General features: G+C 50.8%; 22 protein-coding genes. 3 read left to right on the forward strand and 19 right to left on the reverse strand.

Annotation, left to right across the window (positions count from 1 at the left end; all coding sequences use genetic code 11):
* Positions 1–44: 44 nt before the first annotated feature.
* The 18 genes from trxB to CRN96_RS11375 all read right to left on the reverse strand — a co-directional run bounded on the left by trxB (position 45) and on the right by CRN96_RS11375 (position 21334).
* Complete coding sequence (gene trxB / locus CRN96_RS11290; RefSeq protein ID WP_097042229.1) at positions 45–974, reverse strand: thioredoxin-disulfide reductase; 930 nt, start codon at positions 972–974, stop codon at positions 45–47.
* An 84-nt stretch (positions 975–1058) separates the two neighbouring features.
* A complete protein-coding gene (locus CRN96_RS11295) occupies positions 1059–2480 on the reverse strand; it encodes a tetratricopeptide repeat protein (RefSeq protein WP_097042231.1) in 1422 nt (473 codons plus the stop codon).
* Positions 2473–2961: an acyltransferase gene (locus tag CRN96_RS11300; protein WP_097042233.1), complete on the reverse strand. Its 489-nt coding sequence runs from the start codon at positions 2959–2961 to the stop codon at positions 2473–2475. Before CRN96_RS11300 ends, CRN96_RS11295 begins: the two co-directional genes overlap by 8 nt.
* A 1-nt stretch (position 2962) precedes the next feature.
* On the reverse strand, positions 2963–3871 hold the full coding sequence (lgt, locus tag CRN96_RS11305; protein ID WP_097042236.1) for a prolipoprotein diacylglyceryl transferase: 909 nt from the start codon (positions 3869–3871) through the stop codon (positions 2963–2965).
* A complete protein-coding gene (gene hprK / locus CRN96_RS11310) occupies positions 3861–4799 on the reverse strand; it encodes an HPr(Ser) kinase/phosphatase (protein WP_097042238.1) in 939 nt (312 codons plus the stop codon). Before hprK ends, lgt begins: the two co-directional genes overlap by 11 nt.
* A gap of 102 nt (positions 4800–4901) precedes the next feature.
* Positions 4902–6095, reverse strand: coding sequence for a DUF4097 family beta strand repeat-containing protein (locus tag CRN96_RS11315; protein WP_097042241.1), 1194 nt, complete (start codon positions 6093–6095; stop codon positions 4902–4904).
* Positions 6085–8937 (reverse strand): excinuclease ABC subunit UvrA, encoded by a 2853-nt coding sequence (gene uvrA, locus CRN96_RS11320; protein ID WP_097042243.1) that lies wholly within the window; start codon positions 8935–8937, stop codon positions 6085–6087. Before uvrA ends, CRN96_RS11315 begins: the two co-directional genes overlap by 11 nt.
* 5 nt (positions 8938–8942) lie before the next feature.
* Positions 8943–10913 carry an excinuclease ABC subunit UvrB gene (uvrB, locus tag CRN96_RS11325; RefSeq protein WP_097042245.1) on the reverse strand — a complete coding sequence of 657 codons (1971 nt, stop codon included), beginning with the start codon at positions 10911–10913 and terminating at the stop codon, positions 8943–8945.
* A gap of 80 nt (positions 10914–10993) precedes the next feature.
* Entirely contained in the window at positions 10994–11230 is a 237-nt protein-coding gene (locus tag CRN96_RS11330; protein ID WP_097042247.1) for a DUF2198 family protein, read from the reverse strand.
* Between the two features lie 3 nt (positions 11231–11233).
* Positions 11234–11872 carry a YfbR-like 5'-deoxynucleotidase gene (locus CRN96_RS11335; protein ID WP_097042249.1) on the reverse strand — a complete coding sequence of 213 codons (639 nt, stop codon included), beginning with the start codon at positions 11870–11872 and terminating at the stop codon, positions 11234–11236.
* Positions 11872–12459, reverse strand: a complete 588-nt coding sequence (locus CRN96_RS11340) for a TlpA family protein disulfide reductase (protein WP_097042251.1) — start codon at positions 12457–12459, stop codon at positions 11872–11874. Before CRN96_RS11340 ends, CRN96_RS11335 begins: the two co-directional genes overlap by 1 nt.
* Positions 12460–12601: 142 nt before the next feature.
* Complete coding sequence (locus tag CRN96_RS11345; protein ID WP_097042253.1) at positions 12602–13375, reverse strand: CHAP domain-containing protein; 774 nt, start codon at positions 13373–13375, stop codon at positions 12602–12604.
* 688 nt (positions 13376–14063) lie between these two features.
* A protein-coding gene (gene prfB / locus CRN96_RS11350; RefSeq protein WP_179647207.1) for a peptide chain release factor 2 occupies positions 14064–15165 on the reverse strand; the annotation gives its coding sequence in 2 pieces (ribosomal slippage) (positions 14064–15092 and positions 15094–15165; 1101 coding nt in all).
* An 11-nt stretch (positions 15166–15176) separates the two neighbouring features.
* The gene (gene secA / locus CRN96_RS11355; protein ID WP_097042257.1) at positions 15177–17705 is read right to left on the reverse strand and encodes a preprotein translocase subunit SecA; all 2529 of its coding nucleotides are present in this window, start codon (positions 17703–17705) and stop codon (positions 15177–15179) included.
* Between the two features lie 156 nt (positions 17706–17861).
* Complete coding sequence (gene hpf, locus CRN96_RS11360; RefSeq protein WP_097042259.1) at positions 17862–18425, reverse strand: ribosome hibernation-promoting factor, HPF/YfiA family; 564 nt, start codon at positions 18423–18425, stop codon at positions 17862–17864.
* Between the two features lie 55 nt (positions 18426–18480).
* Positions 18481–19155, reverse strand: coding sequence for a ComF family protein (locus CRN96_RS11365; RefSeq protein ID WP_179647208.1), 675 nt, complete (start codon positions 19153–19155; stop codon positions 18481–18483).
* Positions 19152–20408: a DEAD/DEAH box helicase family protein gene (locus CRN96_RS11370; protein ID WP_245844671.1), complete on the reverse strand. Its 1257-nt coding sequence runs from the start codon at positions 20406–20408 to the stop codon at positions 19152–19154. The genes CRN96_RS11365 and CRN96_RS11370 overlap by 4 nt, the downstream gene beginning before the upstream one ends.
* Before the next feature lie 56 nt (positions 20409–20464).
* A complete protein-coding gene (locus tag CRN96_RS11375) occupies positions 20465–21334 on the reverse strand; it encodes a DegV family protein (RefSeq protein ID WP_097042263.1) in 870 nt (289 codons plus the stop codon).
* A 99-nt stretch (positions 21335–21433) separates the two neighbouring features.
* Here CRN96_RS11375 and CRN96_RS11380 point away from each other — a divergent pair, with 99 nt between their 5' ends.
* Together CRN96_RS11380 and CRN96_RS11385 are read left to right on the forward strand one after the other, a co-directional pair.
* Positions 21434–22066, forward strand: coding sequence for a YigZ family protein (locus CRN96_RS11380; RefSeq protein WP_097042264.1), 633 nt, complete (start codon positions 21434–21436; stop codon positions 22064–22066).
* A gap of 18 nt (positions 22067–22084) precedes the next feature.
* Positions 22085–22564 carry a hypothetical protein gene (locus CRN96_RS11385; protein WP_097042267.1) on the forward strand — a complete coding sequence of 160 codons (480 nt, stop codon included), beginning with the start codon at positions 22085–22087 and terminating at the stop codon, positions 22562–22564.
* Here CRN96_RS11385 and CRN96_RS11390 read toward each other — a convergent pair.
* Complete coding sequence (locus CRN96_RS11390) at positions 22561–23619, reverse strand: glycosyltransferase family 4 protein (RefSeq protein WP_097042269.1); 1059 nt, start codon at positions 23617–23619, stop codon at positions 22561–22563. The two genes, CRN96_RS11385 and CRN96_RS11390, sit on opposite strands and share 4 nt — an antisense overlap.
* A gap of 125 nt (positions 23620–23744) precedes the next feature.
* On the opposite strand from CRN96_RS11390, the gene CRN96_RS11395 reads away from it, so the two are divergent.
* Positions 23745–24704: an LCP family glycopolymer transferase gene (locus tag CRN96_RS11395; protein ID WP_097042270.1), complete on the forward strand. Its 960-nt coding sequence runs from the start codon at positions 23745–23747 to the stop codon at positions 24702–24704.
* The last annotated feature ends 4 nt before the right edge of the window (positions 24705–24708 follow it).

Raw genomic sequence — 24708 nt, forward strand, 5'->3', positions numbered from 1 at the left:
AAGCAAAAAGAAGGCAAAACATTTCAGTTTGCCTTCTTCAGCGGTCAGTCCGCCAGCGTTTCGATATACTTCTGGGCATTTTCTGCGGCGACACTGCCGTCGCCTGTTGCTGTAACGATTTGACGGAGCGTCTTGTCGATCACGTCACCTGCGGCAAAGATCCCCGGAACACTCGTCTCCATTTCGGAGTTCGCCTCTATATAGTTCAGCTCATTCAGGATGCCGAGATCTTCGAACGGCTGCGTCAAAGGCTTCATGCCGATGTAGACGAACACGCCGTCGGCATCGTAATCATATTTGTTTCCGGTGTTTTTATCGAGGAGCGTCACACTCTTGACTTTGTCATCCCCGTTGATCGTCTGCAGTTCCGTATCCCAAATGAATTCGATCTTTTCATTTTTGAATGCACGGTCCTGAAGGATCTTCTGGGCACGCAGCTCATTACGTCTGTGGACGATCGTCACCTTGCTTGCGAACTTCGTCAGGTACACACCCTCTTCCACAGCCGAGTCGCCGCCGCCGATCACGACGAGTTCACGCTCTTTGAAGAACGCGCCGTCACAGACCGCACAGTAGCTCACACCGCGCCCTGCGAGTGTATCTTCACCCGGCACGCCGATCTTCTTATACTCAGCACCCGTTGCGATGATGACCGTCTTCGTCTTGATTTCTTCAGAGGATGTCTTCAGGATTTTATACTCCCCGTGATCCTCCACCGACTTGATGTCACCGTATTTATACTGTGCACCGAATTTCTGTGCATGTTCAAACATTTTTGAGGATAATTCCGGCCCCGTGATGAAATCATATCCCGGATAGTTTTCAACATCCTCCGTGTTTGCCATCTGTCCGCCCGGTACGCCTCTTTCAAGCATCACCGTATCCAGATTGGCCCTCGATGCATAGACGGCAGCTGTCATGCCCGCCGGTCCGGCACCGATTATTACAACATCATGTACTTTTTCTTCCGCCATTTCAAATCTCCTAACTTTCTGATGATCATTTCAGTTGTCATTTCATACCATTCAATATTATAAACATTTCCAAGGGCATTTTCATCATATCTGCTTGATCATTCCGATCGCTTTGTTCAGCCTGTATGAAGTGATCCCGAACTCTTCCGTCATGCTTTTTTTCGTGATCTTTCTGCCTTTTGGATATAAATAAACCGTCGCTGCGACGAGTGAAGGGATGTCTTCGAAGTCTTTGATCCTGTCATACAAAAGATGGAAAGTGTCGATCCACTGCAGCAGATCTTCATCTCCCTCATAGCCGGCACCCCTCAATATTTCGAGGCCGTTGTGCATCTTCCCGAGCCTGACGAGCTTGACGCCCTGGAAAAGGAAAGTGACATACAGCTTTTCATAATCATCCAGCGCTTCAATCGTCTCCCATACAGGGTGGCCGAGAATCGCATCCCTCGGCCTGATGAGGTGAAGCTTGTAAAGGCCGAGCAGCCTCAGATGGACATCGTCCTCATGAAGGTGGGTTTCGGCCGTGACGGTGATCAGGTCCGCCGCCCGCTCTTTCTCCCAGGGGCTGTATACATCACTGACCGCATGGAAGTTCTGCATCTTCTCCCAGAACATCCGCGCCTCTTCCTCCCTGCCCGTGTGATAGCTCGCAAAACTCAATGCATGCAGCAGCTGGAAACTGATGTACTGCTGATTTTTATACAGCGGATACAGCAGTTCATAAGATCTGGAGTACTGTTTAAGGAAGTTGAGCACAAGGCCCACCTTGAACCTCGAATCATCATCGAGCGGTTCGACCACTTCCATCTTCTTTAAGTTGGCTTCGAATTCCGCTTCCCGGCCCGTATGGTAGTACAGCAGCGTCAGATGGCTGAGGGCGTGCATATCGGTCTTGTCCTCCATGTGCAGCTGACGCAGCAGTTCATAAGCTTCATCAAATTGATTCAAAAACAAATAGGCCATCGCCTTCAGGTTCCTGAAAGTGCGTTCTTCCTGAAGGTCGAGGGGCAGCATCGATAAATATTCAAGCGACTCCTCTATGCGGGCGTTCATGAACAGATGCTGGAAGATGTGGTGGCTGACGAACCGCTCAGCCTCCTTCTCAACTTCCTCCTCGTCTTCGATCGCCAGCTCGAACATGTTCTCGAGCTCTTCATGATACCCCGCCTCCGGGAAATGCTTCGCATATTCCACGCCGAACAGGAATGCCTTATTGGGGTCGTTCGTGATGACGAACAGCTGGCTGAGTATAAAATAAAATTCAGCATCATATTGATGCTGAATGAATTTGTTGATCAGTAAATATTCAGCTTCAGCATGCCTTCCATTTTCTGCGAGCAGATATACATACTGTGACAAATAAGCGAGATTATCTTCATCTGCATTAAATGCCTTCTCGAAGTTCTTCAGGGCGTCGCCCTTTTTCTGCTGATCTATTTTTTTCAGTCCTTGATTGAAGTAAAATGAACCACTTTGATTGAAGGGGATTACTTTTCTATCATTCATCTTTATTGCTCCTTATCACAAGTGGATTCCCATAACAGCTCGAATCATCCGGGATATCCTTCGACACGACGGCACCTGCACCGACGCTCGAATTGCTGCCGATGGTGACGCCCGGCAGGACGGTCACGTTTGCGCCGATCATCGTATTGTCTCCTATATGGACATCCCCGAGCCTGTATTCATCTACTAAATATTCATGGGTCAATATTACAGTATTATAACCGATTATGCTGTTGTTGCCAATGTGGATCCGTTCCGGGTGCATCAGGTCCGGCATCGCCTTATAGGCAAACGAGACCTTCTCCCCGAGATCCATCTTCAAAAATTTCCGGTACAAAAGATGTTTCAGCCTTGTGGACGGACAGTACCGCCCGATTTCGATGATGATGAAGTTTTTGACGACTTTAAAGAAGGAGACCGTCCGGTACAGATTCCATAGTGGATTATATTTCCCGACTTTGTAGCGTGTCGTATTCCTCATATCATTTCTTCCTTTTATGTTTCTTATTATGATCCTTGCTTACAGTCCGGCTTTTCGGTCCGGAACGTTTTTTCCGGCGTTTGCCGTCCGGATCGTATATGCCGTCCACGTCGCCGTATTTCGGCAGGTTGTATTTATTGCTGCGGTAGATCCATATGGCAATGGCTGCGATGATGGTGAGTATTGACACGACCTGTGCGGTCCTGAGCAGATCCCCGATCATCAGGCTGTCGGTGCGCATGCCCTCTATGAAGAAGCGGCCGACCGAGTAGTAGATCAGGTAGAGCAGCATCGTCTGGCCGATTTTAAGCTTCGGCCTGAGCAGCAGCAGGATGACGAAACCGATGATGTTCCATACCGATTCGTACAGGAATGTCGGATGGTAGTAGCTGCCGTCGATGTACATCTGGTTGATGATGAATTCAGGGAGCATCAGTGATTCAAGGAAGCCCCGCGTCACTTCGCCGCCGTGGGCCTCCTGGTTCATGAAGTTGCCCCATCTGCCGATCGCCTGTCCGAGGATCAGGCTCGGTGCCGCGATGTCCGCCACCTGGAAGAAGCTCAGGTTTTTCCTTCGGCAGTATATGAGGCCTGCGAGTATGCCCCCGATCAGCCCGCCGTGGATCGCCATACCGCCTTCATTGACCATGATGATTGAAATCGGGTCCTGGAGGTAGTAGTCCAGGTTGAACAGGACATAATACAATCTCGCCCCGATCAGTGAAAATAAAATTATGTAAAACATCAGATCGACGAACATGCCTTCAGGCATGTTCTTCTTATTCGCTTCCCGGTTCGCGATGAGGAATCCGAGCAGCATGCCGAATGCTATGATGACACCATACCATCTGAGGTCCAGCGGACCGAGGGAGATGAGTACGGGGTCGAGCGGCTGTATATTATAAATCATTTTCCAGTCCTCCGTTGAGTTTGATCTGCTTGTTCAGCCGGTCATTGAATTCCGCCGCCGCGTCATATCCCATGTGGCGCAGGCGGTAGTTCATCGCGGCCACTTCGATGATGCCGGCGAGGCTTCTGCCCGGACGGATCGGAATGGTGCGCATCTCGATTTCGGAGTTCAATATCGAAAGTTTCTTCCGGTCGAGCCCGACCCTGTCATAATCCCTGCCCTTTTCCCAGGGCTCGAGGTTGACGTTCAGCATGATCCTCTTCTCCGCCAGTATGCAGCCCGCCCCGAACAGGGTCATCACATTTATGATTCCGAGGCCGCGGATTTCAAGCAGGTTCTGGATGAGCTTCGGCGCACTGCCCATCAGGACATTATCCGAAACTTCCTTGATCTCGACATTGTCATCGGCGACAAGCCGGTGGCCGTTCTTCACCAGTTCAAGTGCGGTTTCACTCTTGCCGATGCCGCTCTCCCCGGTGATCAGCACACCGATCCCATATACATCAACGAGCACGCCGTGCCTGTTCGTCTCCGGTGCCAGCGCTTTTTCAAGATAGTTTGAAAGCTTTGAATAAAACGTCGTCGTGTTGGCCTCGGTGACAAGCAAGGGGGTGTTGCTGGCGTTACATGCTTCTATCAGTTCCAGCGGCGGGGGCAGCTGGCGCGCCAGCACGATGCATGGCGTCTCCTTGCGGCAGAGGCGCTTTGAGCGGTCTTCCCGGTCTTTATCGGTCAGCATCCTCTCGAAGAATGAAATCTCCGTCATACCGAGGATCTGCACCCGGTCCGATGAATAATGGGAGAAATAGCCCCCGATTTCCAATGCCGGACGTGAAATATCATAGTTTTTGATTTCGTTGGTCAGACCGTCATTGCCCGCCACCACCTTCAAAGTGAACTGCTCAACCAGTTCGTGTACCGTCAACATGTAATCACCTCTTGAATTCCTAATGTTAAGTATCATCTTACCCCAAAAACAGCTGCAGCAAAATAAAAAGGACCGGAATATTCCGGCCTTTTTCATCAATCATCAACTTCTGTGCAAAGTTACACTGCCGAACTTTGTGCTGACCTCTATGAACAGTCCGGGTTCATCGGAATCATTCACGAGCATCAATTCCTTCAGCCCGAAGTCCTGGTGCTTCATGAATCTCGCATCCACTTCAGGCGGATAGTTCAGCTGACCCACCACGGTCGAGAGCCTGCCTTCCAGCGGGCGCCCCTGCGGGATGCTCAAATTGACGCTGCCCATGTTGGTGGTGATCGTGGCGGAGTCCGTCGTGCTCTGGAGCGTCATGTTCACGGAGCCGTTGGCCGACACCGTGATGTCCTTTGCATTGAACTGATCGGTGTTGATCGTTCCGACCATCGATATCAGCTCCACATTGCCGTAAGCGCCCTTTTCAACGGAGATGTTCCCTTTTGAAGTCCGGACGAAGGCATTCTCGGTCACGGTGTCTTCAAGTTTGACGTTTCCGTTCAGCACATCAACCGTGAGATCCTTGATTTCCTGGTCTTTCAGGAAGACGTTTCCGTTCGAGCCGGTCACGATCATCCGTCTTATGTTCTCCGGGCTCAGGTTGAGTTCGACATTCACCTTCGCTGCGCGGATATCCGAGACGATGATCAGCTCATCATTTTTGACTTCACAGATGATGTCCTGGAAATAGTTCCTTTTGGTGTCGAGTTTCCTGTAGAAAGGTGTCACTTCAAATTTTGCAGTCTGGACACGGTCCGTCGGCACGATTTTGATGTCACCGTTCGTGATATCGAGTGATATCGAAGAGAACGGTTCATCAAGTGTTTCAATCAGCCGGTTTTTTGCACCGCCTGAAAACACCGAATCGAAGTTCGTGTTTTTGACGGAATCAAAAGCGCGTTCCACCGATTTGAACACCTGGGAAGCCTGCTGGTTGCTGTCGAATTTCGTCCTCATATCCTGATATGTCCTGCTGGCCCGTTCATTGACGTCCTTGTAGGTCTTGTTCAGTTTATCAGGCTTCACGTATTTGTTGACCTCACCCATGAACTGCTGGAAGAGATCGTTGACCATACCGCCGTCCCAATACTCATCACCGGTTTTCTTCTCCTGTTCAGCGTCATCTGCGGAAGTCGACTGGTTCGCATTTTCCCTCTTATCCATGGTTTCCATGAGGCGTATGGCTTCTTCGGAAGTGATCTTGCCCTCTTCTAACATCTTCAAAATACGTTCTTTACTGTCCATGATTAACCTCCTGATGGTTTCTGTTCAACCATTTTTTTAGATGATGCCCCGTATGGCTCGCCGGCTCGTTTATGACATCTTCAATTGTACCATCAACGACAATTGTTCCGCCACCGACACCACCTTCAGGCCCCAGGTCGATGATATTATCCGCAACTTTGATGACATCGAGGTTATGTTCGATGATGATGACTGTATCCCCGTTGTCCACCAGTCTCTGGAGCACCTTGATCAGCTTCCCTATATCTTCGGAATGGAGGCCGGTCGTCGGTTCGTCCAGTATATAAAGCGAGCGCCCGTTCGAGCGTTTGTGCAGTTCGGAGGCAAGTTTGACGCGCTGCGCCTCCCCGCCCGACAGCGTCGTCGCCGGCTGTCCGAGGCGGACATAGCCGAGTCCGACATCGACGAGCGTTTTGATCTTGCGCTTGATCTTCGGAAGGTTTTCAAAGAAGTAGAAAGCTTCTTCCGCCGTCATCTCAAGGACGTCCGCAATGCTTTTATCCTTGTATTTGACTTCGAGCGTCTCCCGATTGTAACGTTTGCCGTCACACACTTCACAAGGGACGAAGACATCAGGGAGGAAATGCATTTCGATCTTGATGATGCCGTCGCCCCTGCAGGCCTCGCAGCGTCCGCCCTTCACGTTGAAGCTGAACCGGCCTTTCTGATAGCCGCGCACTTTCGCTTCATTCGTCTGTGCAAACACATCACGGACATCGTCGAAGACGCCCGTATATGTCGCGGGGTTGCTCCGCGGCGTCCGGCCGATCGGCGACTGGTCGATGTCGATGATCTTCTCCAGTTTGTCAGGCATCGTGATGCTGTCATGCTCGCCCGGGATCTGTTTGGATTTATACAATTCTTGGTGCAGTGCCTTATAGACGATTTCGTTGATGAGTGTGCTCTTGCCCGACCCTGATACGCCCGTAACAAGGTTCATAATGCCCATCGGTATATCCACATCGATATTCTTCAGATTGTTTTCACGCGCACCCCGTATGCGGATCATCCGCTCAGGGTCGGGTTTGCGGTAGTTTTCCGGAAGCGGTATTTGGCGTTTTCCGCTCAAATAAAGCCCGGTGATCGAATTCTCATCATTCATGACTTCTTCAGGCGTGCCTGAAGCCATGATTTCTCCGCCGTGCTCACCCGCACCCGGCCCGATGTCGATCAGGTAGTCGCTTGCAAGCATCGTATCTTCATCGTGCTCGACGACGATCAAGGTGTTGCCGAGATCCCGCATATCCTTCAATGTGCTGATGAGCCGCTCATTATCCCGCTGATGCAGGCCGATTGAAGGCTCATCCAAAATGTACAATACACCGCTCAGCCTCGAGCCGATCTGTGTCGCGAGGCGTATGCGCTGTGCCTCGCCCCCGGACAATGTGCCGCTTCTGCGGTTCAATGTCAGATAGTCGAGCCCGACATTCCTAAGGAACAGGAGCCGTTCATCGATTTCCTTCAGTATCGGTGCCGCGATGGAGCGGTTCTGGCGCGACAGCTCAAGGCCGCTGAAGAATTCCAGTGCATCATTGACAGGCTGGTCGACAGTTTCACCGATATGGCGCCCGTCGACTTTGACGGCCAGCGCTTCATCGCTGAGGCGGTAACCTTTACATGACTGGCACGCCGTCTCCCGCATATAACGGCTCATGACATCACGTGTATATTCGGACGGGCTGTCCCGGTATCTGCGTTCTATATTATTTATGACACCTTCGAACGCCATCTTCCTCGTCCGCTCCACACCGTTCTCCTGCCTGAACCTGTAGGTGACGACTTCACTTTTCGAACCATACAATAAAAGTTTGCGTTCCTTCTTGCTGAGCGCTTTGAAAGGTGTGCCCATATCGATGTTGAAGTGTTCACATGTCTGCTTCAGAAGCTGCGGATAATAGCCGGAGGAAATCGGTTCCCACGGAACGAGTGCACCCTCTTCAAGCGTAAGGCTGTCATCCGGGATGACGAGCTTCTCGTTCACCGCCATCTTCATCCCGAGACCGTCACATTCTTTGCATGCACCGTACGGTGCGTTGAATGAAAACAGCCTCGGTTCCATTTCAGGCACCGTGAAGCCGCACAGCGGACAGGCGTAATTTTCCGAGAAGAACATGTCCTCCCCGTCGATGACATTGATCACGATGTTGCCTTCGCCTTTTTCAAGCGCCGTCTGAAGCGAATCGCCGAGACGCGCTTCCACACCGTCGCGTACGACAAGACGGTCGATGACGAGTTCAATGTTGTGCTTCTGGTTTTTATTGAGTTCGGGCACTTCTTCGATGTCATAAATCTCCCCGTTGACGAGCACCCTTGCGAAACCTTCCTTACTCAGGGATTCCAGCAGTTTCTTATGCTGGCCCTTCCTGCCGTGGATGATCGGTGCGAACACCTGGATCTTCGACCGTTCAGGCAGTTCCATCACACGGTCCACCATTTCCTGGACCGTCTGGGAGCTGATTTCGACACCGTGGTTCGGACAGTACGGCGTCCCCGCACGTGCATACAGCAGCCTCAGGTAATCATAGATTTCAGTGATGGTCGAAACCGTTGAACGCGGGTTGTTGCTCGTCGTCTTCTGGTCGATTGCGATGGCGGGCGAGAGCCCCTCGATCGAATCGACATCGGGCTTTTCCATCTGTCCCAGAAACTGCCGTGCATATGCACTCAATGATTCGACATAGCGCCGCTGCCCTTCTGCATAAATGGTATCGAAAGCGAGCGATGATTTGCCGGATCCCGAAAGCCCCGTCATGACGATGAGCTGATCACGCGGGATCTCGACGTCGATATCTTTAAGGTTATGCTGTCTTGCACCTTTGATGCTTATATTTTTATTCTTCATAGAGTTCACCCTTCTGCCTGGAGTTCAAACAGTGCGTCACGCAGCTCCGAGGCCGTTTCGAAGTCCAGGTCCTTGGCTGCCTGCTTCATATCGCGCTCGAGCTGTTCCATTGTTTTCTCTCTCTCTTTTTTCGTCATCTTCTTCCGCTTGCCTGACGATTTTTCCCTGTCTTCCTTGACTTCAACTTCTGCGCTGATCGCTTCCCTGACATCTTTTTTGATGGTCGTCGGTGTGATGCCGTGCTCTTCATTGTAAGCCCTCTGGATTTCCCGGCGCCTTGATGTTTCATCCAATGCATACTGCATGGAGTCGGTGACTTTGTCGGCATACATGATGACGTGGCCCTCGCTGTTCCTCGCGGCACGCCCCATGATCTGGATCAGCGAGCGGTTCGAACGGAGGAATCCTTCCTTGTCCGCATCGAGTATCGCGACAAGCGAGACTTCCGGTATATCGAGCCCTTCACGGAGCAGGTTGATCCCGACGAGCACGTCATAAGTGCCGAGCCGCAGTTCCCGTATGATCTCGATCCGTTCGAGTGTCTTCACTTCCGAATGCAGGTACTGGACTTTCACACCCGCCTCTTTCAGATAAGTGGTGAGGTCCTCCGACATCTTCTTCGTCAGTGTCGTGATCAGCACACGCTCGTTGCGCTCGCTCCTTTTGACGATTTCTTCGAGCAGATCATCGATCTGATGTTCGGTCGGCCGGACATCGACAGTGGGGTCGATCAGTCCGGTCGGACGGATGATCTGTTCGACCATCTTCTCGGTGTGTTCAAGCTCGTAAGGACCCGGAGTGGCCGATACATACAGAAGCTGCCGGGCCTTCTCCTCGAATTCACTGAACTGCAGCGGCCGGTTGTCGAGGGCGCTCGGCAGCCTGAAGCCGTGGTCCACGAGCACCTGTTTACGCGCCTTGTCCCCGTTGAACATCCCCCTGATCTGGGGGAGCGTCACATGGGATTCGTCGATCATGATGAGGAAGTCATCGAAATAATCCATCAGCGTATAAGGCGTCGAACCCATCGGACGCAGCGTCAAATGCACCGAATAGTTTTCGATGCCGGAGCAGAATCCCATCTCCCGCATCATTTCAAGGTCGTAATTCGTCCTCTGTTCGAGCCGCTGAGCTTCGAGCAGTTTATTGTCGTCGCGCAGTTCCTTGAGGCGCTCCTCGAGTTCCCTTTCGATGCGCTCGATCGCCACGCGCATCTTCTCTTCACGCGTAACGAAGTGGGAGGCCGGGAATATGGCGAAGTGCTCCCTCTCGTGGAGGACTTCCCCAGTCAGGTAATTGATCTCCCTTATACGGTCGACTTCGTCACCGAAGAATTCAACCCGGATGCACTGTTCATCACGGGAGGCCGGGAAGACTTCGACGATGTCGCCGCGCACCCGGAACGTACCCCGCTGGAAGTCGATGTCATTCCTTGAATACTGGATGTCGACGAGCTTCCTTAAAAATTCGTTGCGGTCCATCTCCATGCCGACACGAACACTCACGACCATGTCGCGGTATTCTTCCGGGTTACCGAGGCCGTATATGCAGCTGACCGAAGCGATGATGATGACATCATCCCTTTCGAATAAAGCGCTCGTTGCACTGTGCCTGAGCTTATCGATTTCATCGTTGATGGATGCATCCTTTTCGATGAATGTATCCGTATGTGGCACGTATGCTTCAGGCTGGTAATAGTCATAGTAACTTACAAAATACTCTACCCTGTTATTCGGGAAAAATTCTTTGAATTCGCCGTAAAGCTGCCCGGCGAGAGTTTTATTGTGCGCGATGATCAGCGTGGGTTTGCCCACCTTTTTTATGATCTGGCTCATCGTATATGTTTTTCCGGTACCTGTTGCACCAAGCAGTGTCTGGTGCCGCTGGCCGGATTTGATCTGTCTTGTCAGTTCTTCGATTGCCTTGGGCTGGTCGCCTGCCGGCTCAAATTTGGAAACCAATTCAAAATTAGCCATAAATACGCCTCCGAAAAATAATCGTGTACTTTATTTTAACAAAAAATGAGCATCAACGACAAACATTTGTTCGGTCATCTCTACTCATCTTCCACTTTATCTATATTGTATAATTCAACGAGCATATAGCCGATGACGATCGAGATCGCATCCAGATATATGACCCATTCGGAGTTATAGAATCCTCTGTATATCGACACGGCGAACAGGATGAATGTCAGTATGACAGCGACATACTTATTCCGCGTCAGCCTGGCAAAAATCACCACCGTGACGGCCGGCGCGACCAGGGCCATCATATACCAGAACAAATCCATACATCATAGCTCCTTATTGAGGATCGACTCCGTGATGTCGAGGAGTTCGGTCTTCGGGATGAACGGCTCTTTCAGCATTTCGGTTAAAATATTGTTGATGAAATCCTGCACGCATGCAAGGTGTGAATACTGTTTGATCGTGATCAGGGAATTCTCATACATTTCAAAGAAAAGCTTCTCGGGGTTCCTCTTCTGGATCTCCCCGAACGATTCATAGAGCAGATCGACTTTATCCGCCACCGACAGTATCTGTCCTTCTATCGAATCATCCTTCCCTTCCTTCAGGCGCCTTTTGTATTCTTTCTGGTACGACTCCGGGAACTCCGCCTCGATGAATCTGACCGTCATCGTCTCCTCGACTTCCCTGAACAGGGTGTTGAGCTCACTTGATGCATACTTTACAGGTGTTTTTATGTCGCCTGTGAAGATTTCAGGATAGTCATGGTTCAAAGCCTTCTCATACAGGGCTTTCCAGTCGACGTCCGTGCCGCTGTGCTCCTCGACCGTACCGAGATACTGGGCAATTTTCGTCACCTTGAAAGAATGTGCTGCCACATTATGTTCCTGATATTTGAATTTCCCGGGACAGCGGATCAACTTCTCTAAATCATTCAAGCTTTTAAAATACTGATGCACACCCATCAGGATGCCTCCTTAACGTAATTTATATAGTTCGTCACGAGTTCCGGCGACACTTCGCCGATATATGCCCGGATGATCTCACCTTCGCTGTCGACGAAGAAAGTCGTCGGCATCAGATGGATCTGGTGATCCGACAGCGCCTGGTCCTCATCTTCGAATTCGAAGACCGGATACTGCACTTCAAACTCTTCCAGGAACGCATCCCGGTTGGCATCGCTGTCGCTGATGTTGACACCGATGATGTCGATCGGTTCGTCCAGGTGCTCGTTGTGGTATTCATTGAGCGCCGGCGTTTCCCGCTTGCATGGGTCACACCATGAGGCGAAGAAATTGACGACCGTCACTTCATTATTCCCTATGATATCATTAAAACCCGCATTTGCATTCATGATCTCCGTGAGATCATTTTCCATGATGTTTCCGCCGACGGCATGATGGTTGTCCCTGCCTTCCGTGGACTTGAGCGTTTCCAGTGCCTGGTTGTCGAACTGGTCTTCCGAGTAGTTCAGCACTGCACCGATGGCAGCACCGATGAGGAGCGCACCTGCGGCGGCGGCAATGATGATGAGTATACGTTTCCTGTTCATATCAAAAACTTCCCCAGTATAGTTATTGCAATTATTTTAACACAACATCACCGCCCGGACACGGTGCAACCGTTGAATATTTGTGGACATCAAAAAAGGACCGGGACATGAGTCCCGATCCTGATCTGCTGTAAAACAGATTTTAGTGGATGAAGTTGTGGCTTGCAGCTTGTGAAGCAGAAAGTGTTCTGAATGTTTTTCCGCCGAGGCCGCCGCTCCAGTTCATTTCTGAAATCGTGATGGAACCGTCGCCGTTCACTGATTCGACAACACCAACGTGACCCATTCCGTATGCACCATTTGTGTTTGCAGGTGTCTGGATGATTGCGCCGACTGAAGGTGAGTTGTTAACAGTGAGGCCTTGTGCACTTGCCTGGCCTGCCCAGTTGCTGGCATTTCCCCAGCTGCCGCTGACAGCTTTACCAAGTTCTGCACGACGTTCGAAAGCATACCATGTACACTCGCCGCCCGGGTAGAAGTTAGTGCCGCCTGTAAATGATGAGCTGCTGCTTGCTGCCGGAGTTTCAACTACTGCAGGTGCCTGTACGTCAGTAGTTGACTGTGACTGAGACACTGCAGGTGCCTGTACATCAGAAGATGATTGGGACACTGCCGGTGCAGATGATTCCTGTACTGCCGGTGCTTCGTTCACTGCAGGTGCTGCTTCGGCTGTGTATGTATTCTGTGCTGAAGCTGTTTCGTTTGAGTTTGATGAATACTGGTTGGCATACTGGCTGCCGTCTGTATCTCCATAGTACCAGTAGTAGGAATAGCTGTCGCCATTCGTTTCATAGTTATAAGTATAATCGTGGTTCTGCTGTACCTCTGCCGGTACATATTCATTTGCTGATATATTAGTTGAAGCAATTCCTGTCAACGCTGTAACAGTTGCTATTGATACTACTGTCTTCTTCATAATAAAAATTTCCTCCTAATGATATATAACAAGCTGATTTTCGTACGGTAACTGATGGGCCGTACCCGCCTTGTTAAATCTATGTTTAGTACTATAGCACAGAAATTTTCAGTTGTGTGGGATGTAAAGGAATTGTAAAACAAACGAAATTTAGAACGGCCGAATGTAATATATGACGTACTTTATTACAGTGATAAACGTTGATTTGACAGCATTCTCATCTTTAATGTGACACGAATATTACAGAATGAACTCATTGTGAAATTTAAAAAAATCTTTACTTCAAGTGGATTTCGGGTAAGGTGGCGGGTCTGGGTGATGAAGCGGTCAGGTGATTGTAAGGGGTTTCACTGTTAACATTTCACCCTTTCATGTTTTGTAATGTTAAGAGCGTGGCGTGTGGTTTCTCTTCGGGCGGGCTATCTTCACTTCAGCCGGGGAGCAGGCAGGATGCGAGCATATCTTCATTTTTCAGTAACTTGCTCGTTTTCCGGGATCAAAATACGAGCATATCCCCGTTTTCCACCGACTTGCTCGTTTCCAGGGACCAAAATACGAGCATATCCTCGTTTTCCACCGACTTGCTCGTTTTCAAAAGCCGTTCTCCTACTATAATAAACATCAGAAGCCCTACAAGCTCATCACATCCAACAAAAAAGACACCCCGGAGGGTGTCCTGATTCTCTCATTATATATTCTGCCGCAGGTATGCCTCGACGAACGGGCCGAGATCACCATCCATCACTTTGTCTGTATTGCCGACTTCGTGATTCGTGCGATGGTCCTTGATCATTGAATAAGGATGGAAGACGTAGGAGCGGATCTGGGATCCCCAGCCGATCTCCTTCTGGTCGCCTTTGATGGCGTCTATCTCAGCCTGCTGGGCTTCCAGTTCCCGCTGATAAAGCTTCGACTTCAGCATCTTCATCGCCTGATCCCGGTTTTTGAGCTGGGACCTTTCGTTCTGGCATGTCACGACGATGCCCGATTCATGGTGCGTGATACGAACCGCGGAATCGGATGTGTTGACGTGCTGGCCGCCCGCACCGCTGGAACGGTAGGTGTCGACGCTGATGTCCTCGCTCCTCACTTCGATCTCGATGTCATCGTGGTCGAACTGCGGGGTCACTTCGCATGAAACGAAGGATGTGTGCCTTCTGCCCGAGGAGTCGAACGGCGAAATCCTCACCAGCCGGTGGACGCCCTTCTCCGCCTTCAGGAGGCCGTAGGCATTCGGGCCCTTGACGGACAGTGTGACGCTTTTGACGCCTGCCTCATCCCCTGCCTGGTAATCGATCGTCTCGACTTTGAAGCCCTGCTGCTCGGCATACCTCTGATACATTCTGAGGAGCATCTCCGCCCAGTCCTGGCTTTCCGTGCCGCCGGCGCCGGGATGCAGCTCGAGCAGTGCATCGAGATGATCATGCTCGTCGCTCAGCAGGATGTTCAGCTCATATTCATTGAACTTCTCTTCTGCTTCCTTGACGCTTTCATCGAGCATCTCTTTCATATCTTCATCATATTCTTCTTTGAGCAGCTCATGTGTCACTTCGATGTCATCGATCAGTTCCACCAGTTCATTGAAGCCGTCTGCAATTTTTTTGACATGGTTGTTGCTGTCAATCAGTTTCTGTGCAGCCGCCGGATCATTCCAAAATTCCGGCTGCAGCATCTCTTCTTCATTTTCCCTGATTTGAGTCTCTTTTTCTTCTAAGTCAAAGAGACCCCCTAAAGTCTTTTAATTTCTCTTTCTTTGCTTCTGTAAAGTTTTTGATATCTGATAATTCCATAACAGTCTCCTTTATGCCGCCCCATGGCAGTTTTTGTATTTTTTACCCGATCCGCATGGACACGGGTCATTGCGTCCGACTCTGACTTCCCTTTTCTTCGGTGCCTTCTTCACTTTCGGCTTGCCGTCGCCGGTCTGCATATCGCTCTTCGATACGACCTGCTCACGCTTCAGTTCCTCATCGGACCTCACCTGTGTCTTCAGCACATACTTCGCCGTATCGTCCTCGATACCAACAAGCATGTCCTCAAACATCTGGAGCCCTTCATTCTGATATTCACGGAGCGGGTTGATCTGGCCGTATGAACGCAGATGGATCCCGGTACGGAGCTGATCCATCGCATCGATGTGCTCCGTCCATTTCCTGTCCATCGTCCGAAGCATCATCATGCGCTCAAACAGGCGCATCTTCTCTTCGCCGAGTTTCTCTTCCTTCAATTCTAGTTCATGCCGCACTTTTTCCAGCAGCAGCTCGATGATCTCATCGGATTCCTTATATTTCAGATCCTCTGCAGTGACCGTTTCTTCCCGGAAATAAAGATCATTCAAAGTGTTCACGAACTGATCATAGTCGATGTTTTCCTCGTCCTCAAGATTATAGAAGCCGACTGTACGTTCCACGGAAGATTCGATCATGCCCATCAAAAGATCACGCACATCTTCGTTATCGATGATCTCATTACGCTCCTGATAGATGATCTCCCTCTGGCGCCGCAGCACATCGTCATACTGGAGCAGGCGCTTACGCGCATCGAAGTTGTTTCCTTCCACACGTTTCTGGGAAGACTCGACCGCCCTTGAAATCATCTTCGATGTCAGTTCCTCGCCGGACATGCCAAGCCGGTTCATCGCGCCCTGGATGCGTTCCGAGCCGAAACGCTTCATCAAATCGTCCTCGAGGGAGAGGTAGAATGTACTCACACCGACATCGCCCTGACGGCCTGCACGGCCGCGCAGCTGATCATCGATACGGCGGGATTCATGGCGTTCAGTACCGATGACCGCGAGGCCCCCGGCTTCCTTGACGCCTTCGCCGAGTTTGATGTCCGTACCGCGGCCCGCCATGTTCGTGGCGATTGTGACCGCACCTTTTTTACCCGCGTTCTGGATGATTTCCGCTTCGCGCTCATGGTTCTTCGCGTTCAGCACATTGTGCCGGATGCCTTTTTTACGCAGCAGTTCGGAAATCAGTTCACTCGTCTCGACCGCGACCGTACCGATCAGGATCGGCTGGCCCTTACGGTGCCTGTCCATCACTTCTTCAATGACGGCGTTGAATTTGAATTCCTTATTCGAGAAAATCTTATCCGTCCGGTCCTCACGGGCGACCGGCTGATTCGTCGGAATCTGGGTGACTTTCATATTATAGATGTTGATGAACTCTTCTTCTTCCGTCTTCGCCGTACCCGTCATGCCGGAGAGCTTCCTGAACTGCCTGAAGAAGTTCTGGAAGGTGATCGATGCCATCGTCTTCGATTCATTCTGGATGTCGACGCCTTCCTTAGCTTCAATCGCCTGATGCAGCCCATCCGAAAAGCGGCGGCCTTTCATCGTACGGCCTGTGAACTGGTCGACGATGACGACTTTCTCATCCTCCACCACATAGTCCACATCCCGCTCCATCGAGAAATTCGCCTTAAGCGCCTGGTTGATGTGATGCAGCAGGTTCACGTGCTTGACGTCGAACAGGTTGTCTATCTTGAACCATTTCTCCGACTTATGGATACCGTCTTCCGTAAGCTGTATGCCTTTCGTCTTCACATCATATGTGAAGTCCTCATCCATCTTAAGCATTTTGACGAATGCATTCGCCTGCATGTACTGCGTATCCGACTGTTCTGCCTTGCCCGAGATGATCAGCGGCGTACGCGCTTCATCGATCAGGATCGAGTCGACCTCGTCAATGATCGCATAATTCAGTTCACGCAGCACACGGTCCTTCTTATACGTCACCATATTATCCCTCAGATAATCGAAACCGAGTTCGTTATTGGTCGTATAGGTGATGTCCTGTGCAAAAGCGTGCCGCTTCTCCTCACTGTTCTTCTGGTTCAGGTTCAGTCCCACGGTCAGTCCGAGGAAATTGTACAGCACCGACATTTCCTCCATCTGTGTCGCAGAGAGGTATTCGTTGACGGTGATCACATGGACCCCTTTGCCCGTCAGTGCATTCAGATACACCGGCATTGTTGCGGTCAGTGTCTTACCTTCACCGGTCTTCATCTCTGCAATGTCGCCCTTGTGGAGTGCGATCCCGCCCATGATCTGAACAAGGAACGGTTCAAGCCCAAGTGTCCTGCGGGAAGCTTCCCTCACCACAGCAAATGCTTCCGGCAATATATCATCCAATACTTTTTCTTCTTGTTTAACATCATCTTCAACATCTTTTAACCGGTCCTTGAATTCATCAGTTTTGGACTGAAGTTCTGCATCACTCAATTCCACCATGGTGGAACGGTGAGCATCGACTTTTTCAGCCTGCTTGCGCAATGATCTGACTTCGAACCGGTTGCCATCAAATAATTTATTCAGTACGCCCAAGATAGCTCTCTCCTCATTCTTTACACATGTCGTTATACATCACATAATTTTACCATTTTTCCACAGAAAATAAAAACAGGACGTTTCCCTCCCCTAAGAAGAGTCATCGTCCTGTTCATCCGAGCGTTTGATTCATTTTTTTAAAGCATAAGCAATTTAGTTCGTTTCGATCACAGCATACTTTCCGTCCCTGCGTCTGTATACGATGCTGGTCCCTTCGGTTTCCCGATCATTGAAGACGAAGAAATCATGGCCGAGCATATTCATCTGCAGCACCGCTTCTTCGGAATCCATAGGTTTCAGGGTGAATTCTTTCGTACGCACGATTTCAATGCCTTCGTCGGCCTGATCCGTGCTGTCACCGTTACCGTTGCCATTCTCGGCCGCCCTGAACATTTCGAGCTCCGGATCCTTCTCCCTGAACTTACGGTTGATTTTGGTTTTATGCTTGCGGATCTGCCTTTCAAGCTTGTCGACGATCAGATCCACTGCAGCATACAGGTCATCATGTCTTTCTTCTGCACGTAAAGTGAGGCCTTTCATAGGGATTGTAATTTCAACCTTGCCCTGCTTGTTGTTATAAGTCTTAATGTTTACATGCGCATGAGTATTTGGTACATCATTGAAGTAACGCTCGAGTTTGCCGACTTTTTCCTCAATATGCGATCTGATCGCATCCGTCACTTCAATATTTTCTCCTCTTATCTCACATCTTATCATGATGCACGCCTCCTTGAATTGCTTTTTCTTTTCATTCCCATTGTACCATAGTCCATCATGCTTTTGAAAACGTTAACACATCCAGCGCGGCAGGTTCATGGTGTAATAAAACTTCCGCAGCATGATGGACCGTGATGCCGGTGGTGTATATATCATCCACAATCAATATCCTTGTATCCCGCAGTCTAACATCCCTGTATTCCTCATTGAAAGTGAAAGGGTTGGCACTGCTCATCCGCTCATGCCTGGAAAGTTCCGACTGCAGCTTCACTTTTCCGGTCTCAAGCAGATTGCTCTGTGGGAGGCCGGCCCGCTTCAGCACTTCGGTGATCTGGTTGAAACCCCGGTCACGGAACCGCCCGGGAGAAACCGGGATCGGCACAAAATGATCATAGTCCCGCCGTCCGACTGTGATGAAGTATGACAGCACTTCCGCGAGTGCGATGTCCCTCACGAATTTATATCTGTGCATAAGCATCTTCACTTCCTCGTTGTAATCGAGCATGCACATGATTTTCCCGACCGGGGGGAAGCGGCTCTTGAGGTAGATGCAGTCCCTGCACTCCGCCTCCCCTTCACCCATCAACCGGCGGCATCTGCCGCACCGCCCGCCCTTCCGCCACTCCTTCAGCCTGATTTCACATTCGCTGCACAAAGGGCCGGGGCGCGTGAACAAGTTCAAAAGGTCCAGTTCCGGCTCCAGCCGCCGGTGGCAGTAAAGACACCTCATAAGACGGTCCGCCCGCTGTTGAAGGCTTTTATTTTCCTGATCGCCGCCCGGATATGATGTGTGTTGTAGAGCGTGAGGAAATGGACGTTCCCGGTCGGATCCTGCGGCTTCCTGCCCACACGGCCGCATATCTGGATCAATGTGTCTGCGGGAAAATATTCCGTATGCACCACGATGACATCCAGGTCCCTGAATGTGACACCGCGTTCAAGGATCGTCGTCGTAAGGAGGATCCGGATGTCCCCCTCCCTCATGCGCTGCACCTTCACATACCGCGCCGCATCACCGCTGTAGACCGCCTCCACACCGTCGAAATCCCCCATCAGTCCATGCACCTCATGCATCATTTTAATTTCGGGGAAGAAAACCAGTACTTTCCGTCCGTGCGTCATGATGCCGTCGAGCAGCCGCTCCAGTTTCGCATCAAGGCGCCCCTTCTCCATGGCTTTCCTGACATTGGCATAGTGGATTTCCGGTATCGCAAGGTCATGCCCGTGATACCGCCTTGCGATCTGGAACACATTGCCGCCTGCGAGTTTCAGCATCTTACGGGTTGGCGTCGCCGTCATGATGATGATGCTGCCGCGGGCCGTGAGGGACTTACGGACCGCCCCCTGGAGATGCGTGTCGCCTGCGAGCGGGAAGGCATCGAATTCATCGACGATGATGCAGTCGAAATGGTCTGTGAAATTGTAGAGCTGGTGCACCGTGCACACGGTGAAATGATGTTCGAATTTCACCTTGACGCCTGCGAACATCAAATCGATCCTCGCCTTCCTGAATGCCCCGCTCAACCTCAGGTGCAGTTCCTTGACCACGTCGATCCTCGGGCTGACCACAGCGACGTTCAGCCCGTTCTCCCTTGCATATTTGATCCCCTCGAAGATGATTTCGGTCTTTCCTGCGCCGGTCACTGCATGGAGCAGCAGATTTTCCTTTTCGCGCACCGCCTCCACGACTTTCCGCGAGGCCGCCTTCTGTATCTCCGTCAGCTCGAAATGGAGTTTATACCCACATTCCTCCCTCCTTGACGCCGATTCCGTGGCAATCAGCGGCGTGACGGAATCCGAGCGCCCGATACCGATGCAGTTCAGGCAGTATTTCACCTTCTTCTGGTGAAGCGGTGAATGGAATTCATAAAACAGCGTCTTGTCATCGTTCAGGCATCTGTGGCAAAGATTTTTAACGCTGTCGACGCCTGATTCCTTATATAAAATGTCCCCTTTGCTGTCGAAGTACATGGCATCCTCCATAAAAAAAGGACGCAGCAAAATAAGCTGCGTCCTGAGTATTTGATTTTATTTCCCGATCAGTCGATTTTCACATCATATGTCGTATATCCGAGACCGAGCGCGCCTTCACCGAGGTGGGTCGCGATGACCGGACCGAAATAGCTGAGAATGAAATTCACCTGCGGGAACTGTTCCTGCAGTTCATTCATCCATTCGCGCCCTTCCTCCTCCACATTGCTGTGGATGACGGCTGCCGTGATGTCCTTGCCCTCATGACGTCTGACTTCTTCTGCAAAAATTTCCTCGACTTTTTTCTTCGCTTTCTTCTTCGTCCTGATCTTCTCATAAGGGACGATTTTCCCGTCCTGGAATTCGAGGATCGGCTTCACTTTCAGAAGACTGCCGACCAATGCCTGCGCATTGGACAGCCGACCGCCTTTCTGAAGGTTCGTCAAAGTGTCCACGATGAGATATGCATTCATGTTCTCTTTCTTCTTCATCTCTTCCACTTCGGCGATTATGTCCTCAAGCGGCATGCTGTCCTTGTGCTGCGCAGCATAAAGGGGCATGAAACCCTGGACGAGGCAGGCAATCTGGCTGTCTATGACATGCACATTGATGCCTTCAACGCTCCGGCCCGCCGCCACCGCATTCTGGTATGTACCGCTGAGCTCGGCCGACAGATGGAAGCTGAGCACATCCGTATAGCCGTCACGGTACAATGATTCAAGGAGCAGTATATAATCGCCGATCGAAGGCTGGCTCGTGCTCGGCAGTGTGTCCATCTGCGCCATCTTTTCAAAGAATTCCTCCGTCGTGATATCCACGTTCTCCCTGTACGTCTCATCCCCCATCACGACACTGAGCGGTATCGTGTGTATATCGTATTTCTCCAAAAGATCTTCGGGTATATAGGCTGTCGAGTCTGTGACTATTGCAATCTTCATTTAACGTCCTCCAATTCAAACCACTCGCACTCATGAATATTTTACTAAATCCACCAGCTTAAGTCTATGTGTTAATATAATTTTAAGAGGTGATATGCAATGGAACAGAAATATATGAACCACCGTACTGAAAGTACTGAAGTCATCATCAACAAATCCCGCTTCATCGGATATATCAAAAGGACGGAAACCGAAGAGGAGGCGAAAGCATTCATCGCGGAGATCAAGGCAAAACATAAAGACGCGACGCACAACTGCAGCGCCTACATCATCGGTGCAAGCGCACTGATCCAGAAGGCCGATGACGACGGGGAGCCGTCAGGCACGGCGGGGGTGCCGATACTGGAAGTGCTGAAAAGGGAGCTCATGTATAATGTGACCGTGGTCGTCACAAGGTATTTCGGCGGCATCAAGCTCGGTGCCGGAGGGCTCATCCGGGCGTACTCCGGGGCTGCTGCCGAAGTCGTGCAGAGTGCCGGCAAAGTGTATGAAGTCGAGATGGTGCCGGTCACCGTCACGATGGACTACACCTACACAAGCAAATTCGAACATGCAGCCCAGAGCAGCCCGCACATCATCAAAGACACCGCCTACACCGACAAGGTCACCTACACCGTCCACACCCGGACGGAAGATCTTGAAGACCTGTACGGCATGCTCGATGAAATCACCCAGGGGACGCACAGTTCCGAGGCCGGGGATGTGCTGATGGCTGAAAATGTGCTCACCTGACTTTAGAGAGGCGGTATCATGAGCATCTGGTTTTTCCTGAACGGCGCCCTCCTTCTATGGGCACTGTGGAATACTGTCCAAAGCCTTGCCGGCCACTCCGTGTATTACCATATACTGCCCGGTTTCGCAGGCTTCCTGCTCTTCATCTTCAACTGGACGCGGAATGCCGTCTTCGCCACCATTCGCAGCACCGAAGACAGGGCGGTGAAGATACGGCTTGCACGGATGTCAAAAAAAATAATGCCCTGGCACCGGTGGGTGGGGACATTATCATTTATCATCATTTTATTACACGGGGCGGCGGTGCTTCATCTCTACGGCTTCAATCCCGGCAGCATGAAGATCCTCACCGGCCTGCTTGCAACTGTGAACCTGCTCGCCCTCGTGCTCTCCGGGTGGTACAGCCTGCTGATCCGCCACAACCTCACGACGCGGCGGCTGCATTTTGGCCTCGGACTCACGATGTTCATACTGACCGCCCTCCATCTCTTCTTTTAATTGGCGGAGACGATCTTATGGACGAGCCTGCGCAGGAAGTTCAGGACCGGCTTTTTCCCGTTGCCGATCAGATTCGTCGCCTCGACGATGATCACCGTCGTGAATATCACGAGAGTGGTGATGATCAGCGCGCCCGGGACGGTCGACAAGTACAGTATGATGCTCGCACCCGCATACAGCGCCGCCATGAAGTAGATCAATATGACGCTCTCGACATGCGTATAGCCGAGGGTGCGGAGCTTATGATGGATATGGCTCTTATCAGCACTGACGATCGAGACTTTATTCCTGTAGCGCCTGAACATCGCAAACAGCATATCGACGATCGGGACGCCGAGTATGATGATCGGGAAGAATAAAGAGATCAGCGTGATGTTCTTGAAGCCCATCAATGAAATGACGCTGATGACGAAGCCGAGGAGCATCGAACCGTTATCCCCGAGGAAGATTTTCGCCGGATGGAAATTGTACACGAGAAACCCGAGGCATGAGCCGATCAGGATGACACAGATCATCATGACGAATATGTTGCCCTGTAGGATCGTGATGAAGGCGATGCTCGAGAGGGCGATGATGGATACGCCGGTGGCGAGTCCGTCAAGCCCGTCGATCAGATTGATGGCATTGATGATCGCTATCATCCATATTATGGTGATGGGCACCGCAAATATGCCGAACTCGATCTCGATGCCGAACGGCGTGATCCTGTCGATGACGATGCCGTAATATATAGGCACCAGCGTGATCAGGATCTGCCCGATCAGTTTGGTGAGGGGTTTCATGTCGAATTTATCGTCGATCAGGCCCAGCAGCACGATCAGCGCACCACCGATGATGATGGGCTGAAACTCGATTTCGATGGGCCGTGAGACCAGCACACCGACGACGAATGAAATCAGGATGGCGACCCCGCCGAGATGCGGGATCGGCTTGAGGTGGATTTTACGTCCGCCGGGACGATCCACAAAGCCGGTCTTCCTGGCAATCCAAATAAATATAGGGGTTAAGATCAGCGATATCATAAATGACATCGTGAGTAGAAATGTAGTGTACATACCCATCACCGTTCATAATATTTTCAATTTAATATATCATATACAAAATGTGAAATCGAATTGATATTTAAATTATAATCTTTTCATTGTATAATTATAGTCAATCAAACTAAGGAGTTAAAGTTATGAGACAAAATAGACGAAGCGGGATGCATCCCGTCTTCAAAGTGATGATCGCCCTGCTGCTCATCTTCATATTGATTGTAGGCGGTTTGATCGCATATGTATACTTTCAGATCAGAAGTACGGCAAACAACATGTATGATGCGGAATTTGAAGGTTCACAGTCCAATCTCCGGGAAGCGCAGGTGGAAATCAGTGAAGGGGAACCGGTTTCCGTCGTCCTTTTCGGCACCGACGATGATGAAGCACGCAATGAGGTCATGATGGGGCAGCGTTCCGACACCATCATGGTGGTCACCCTGAATCCGGACAGCGGGGAAGGCAGGATCGTCAGCATCCCGAGGGATACACGGGCGGAGATCGTCGGCCGTGACAGCGTTGAAAAGATCAACCATGCCTACGCATACGGCGGCCCGATGATGGCCAAAGATACCGTCGAGAACTTCCTCGATGTGCCGATCGATTATTTTGTTTCCATAAATATGGACGGCTTTACGAACATCATCGATGAAGTCGGCGGCATCACCGTCACAAGCAACGATACGTTCGACCAGTCGGGTTATTCCTTCGTTTCAGGCGAGACTTACGAGATGGACGGCGACATGGCACTCGCATTCTCAAGAGCCAGGTACGACCCGGGTTCAGGCGGGGACGCAGGACGCCAGCAAAGGCAGCAGCAGATCGTCCAGGCCATTGCGAGTGAGCTGCTCAGTGTCCAGACCGTGACGAATTTCAACGATATTTTAAACGTACTGGGTGAAAACATCCGTACGAACATCCAGTTCAATGAGATGAACGAACTGCGCTCGACATATCAGGAGCCGGCCCAGAACATAGAACAGCTGCTGCTTGACGGTTATGACGAACGCTCCCAGGAAGACGGGCTTTATTACTTCTATCCGGATGAGCAATCCTACAACGAAGTGACCAATGAGCTGGAGGAAAACCTGGATATAGAATAATTTT

This window comes from Salinicoccus kekensis, assembly GCF_900220995.1.
GTDB lineage: Bacteria > Bacillota > Bacilli > Staphylococcales > Salinicoccaceae > Lacicoccus > Lacicoccus kekensis.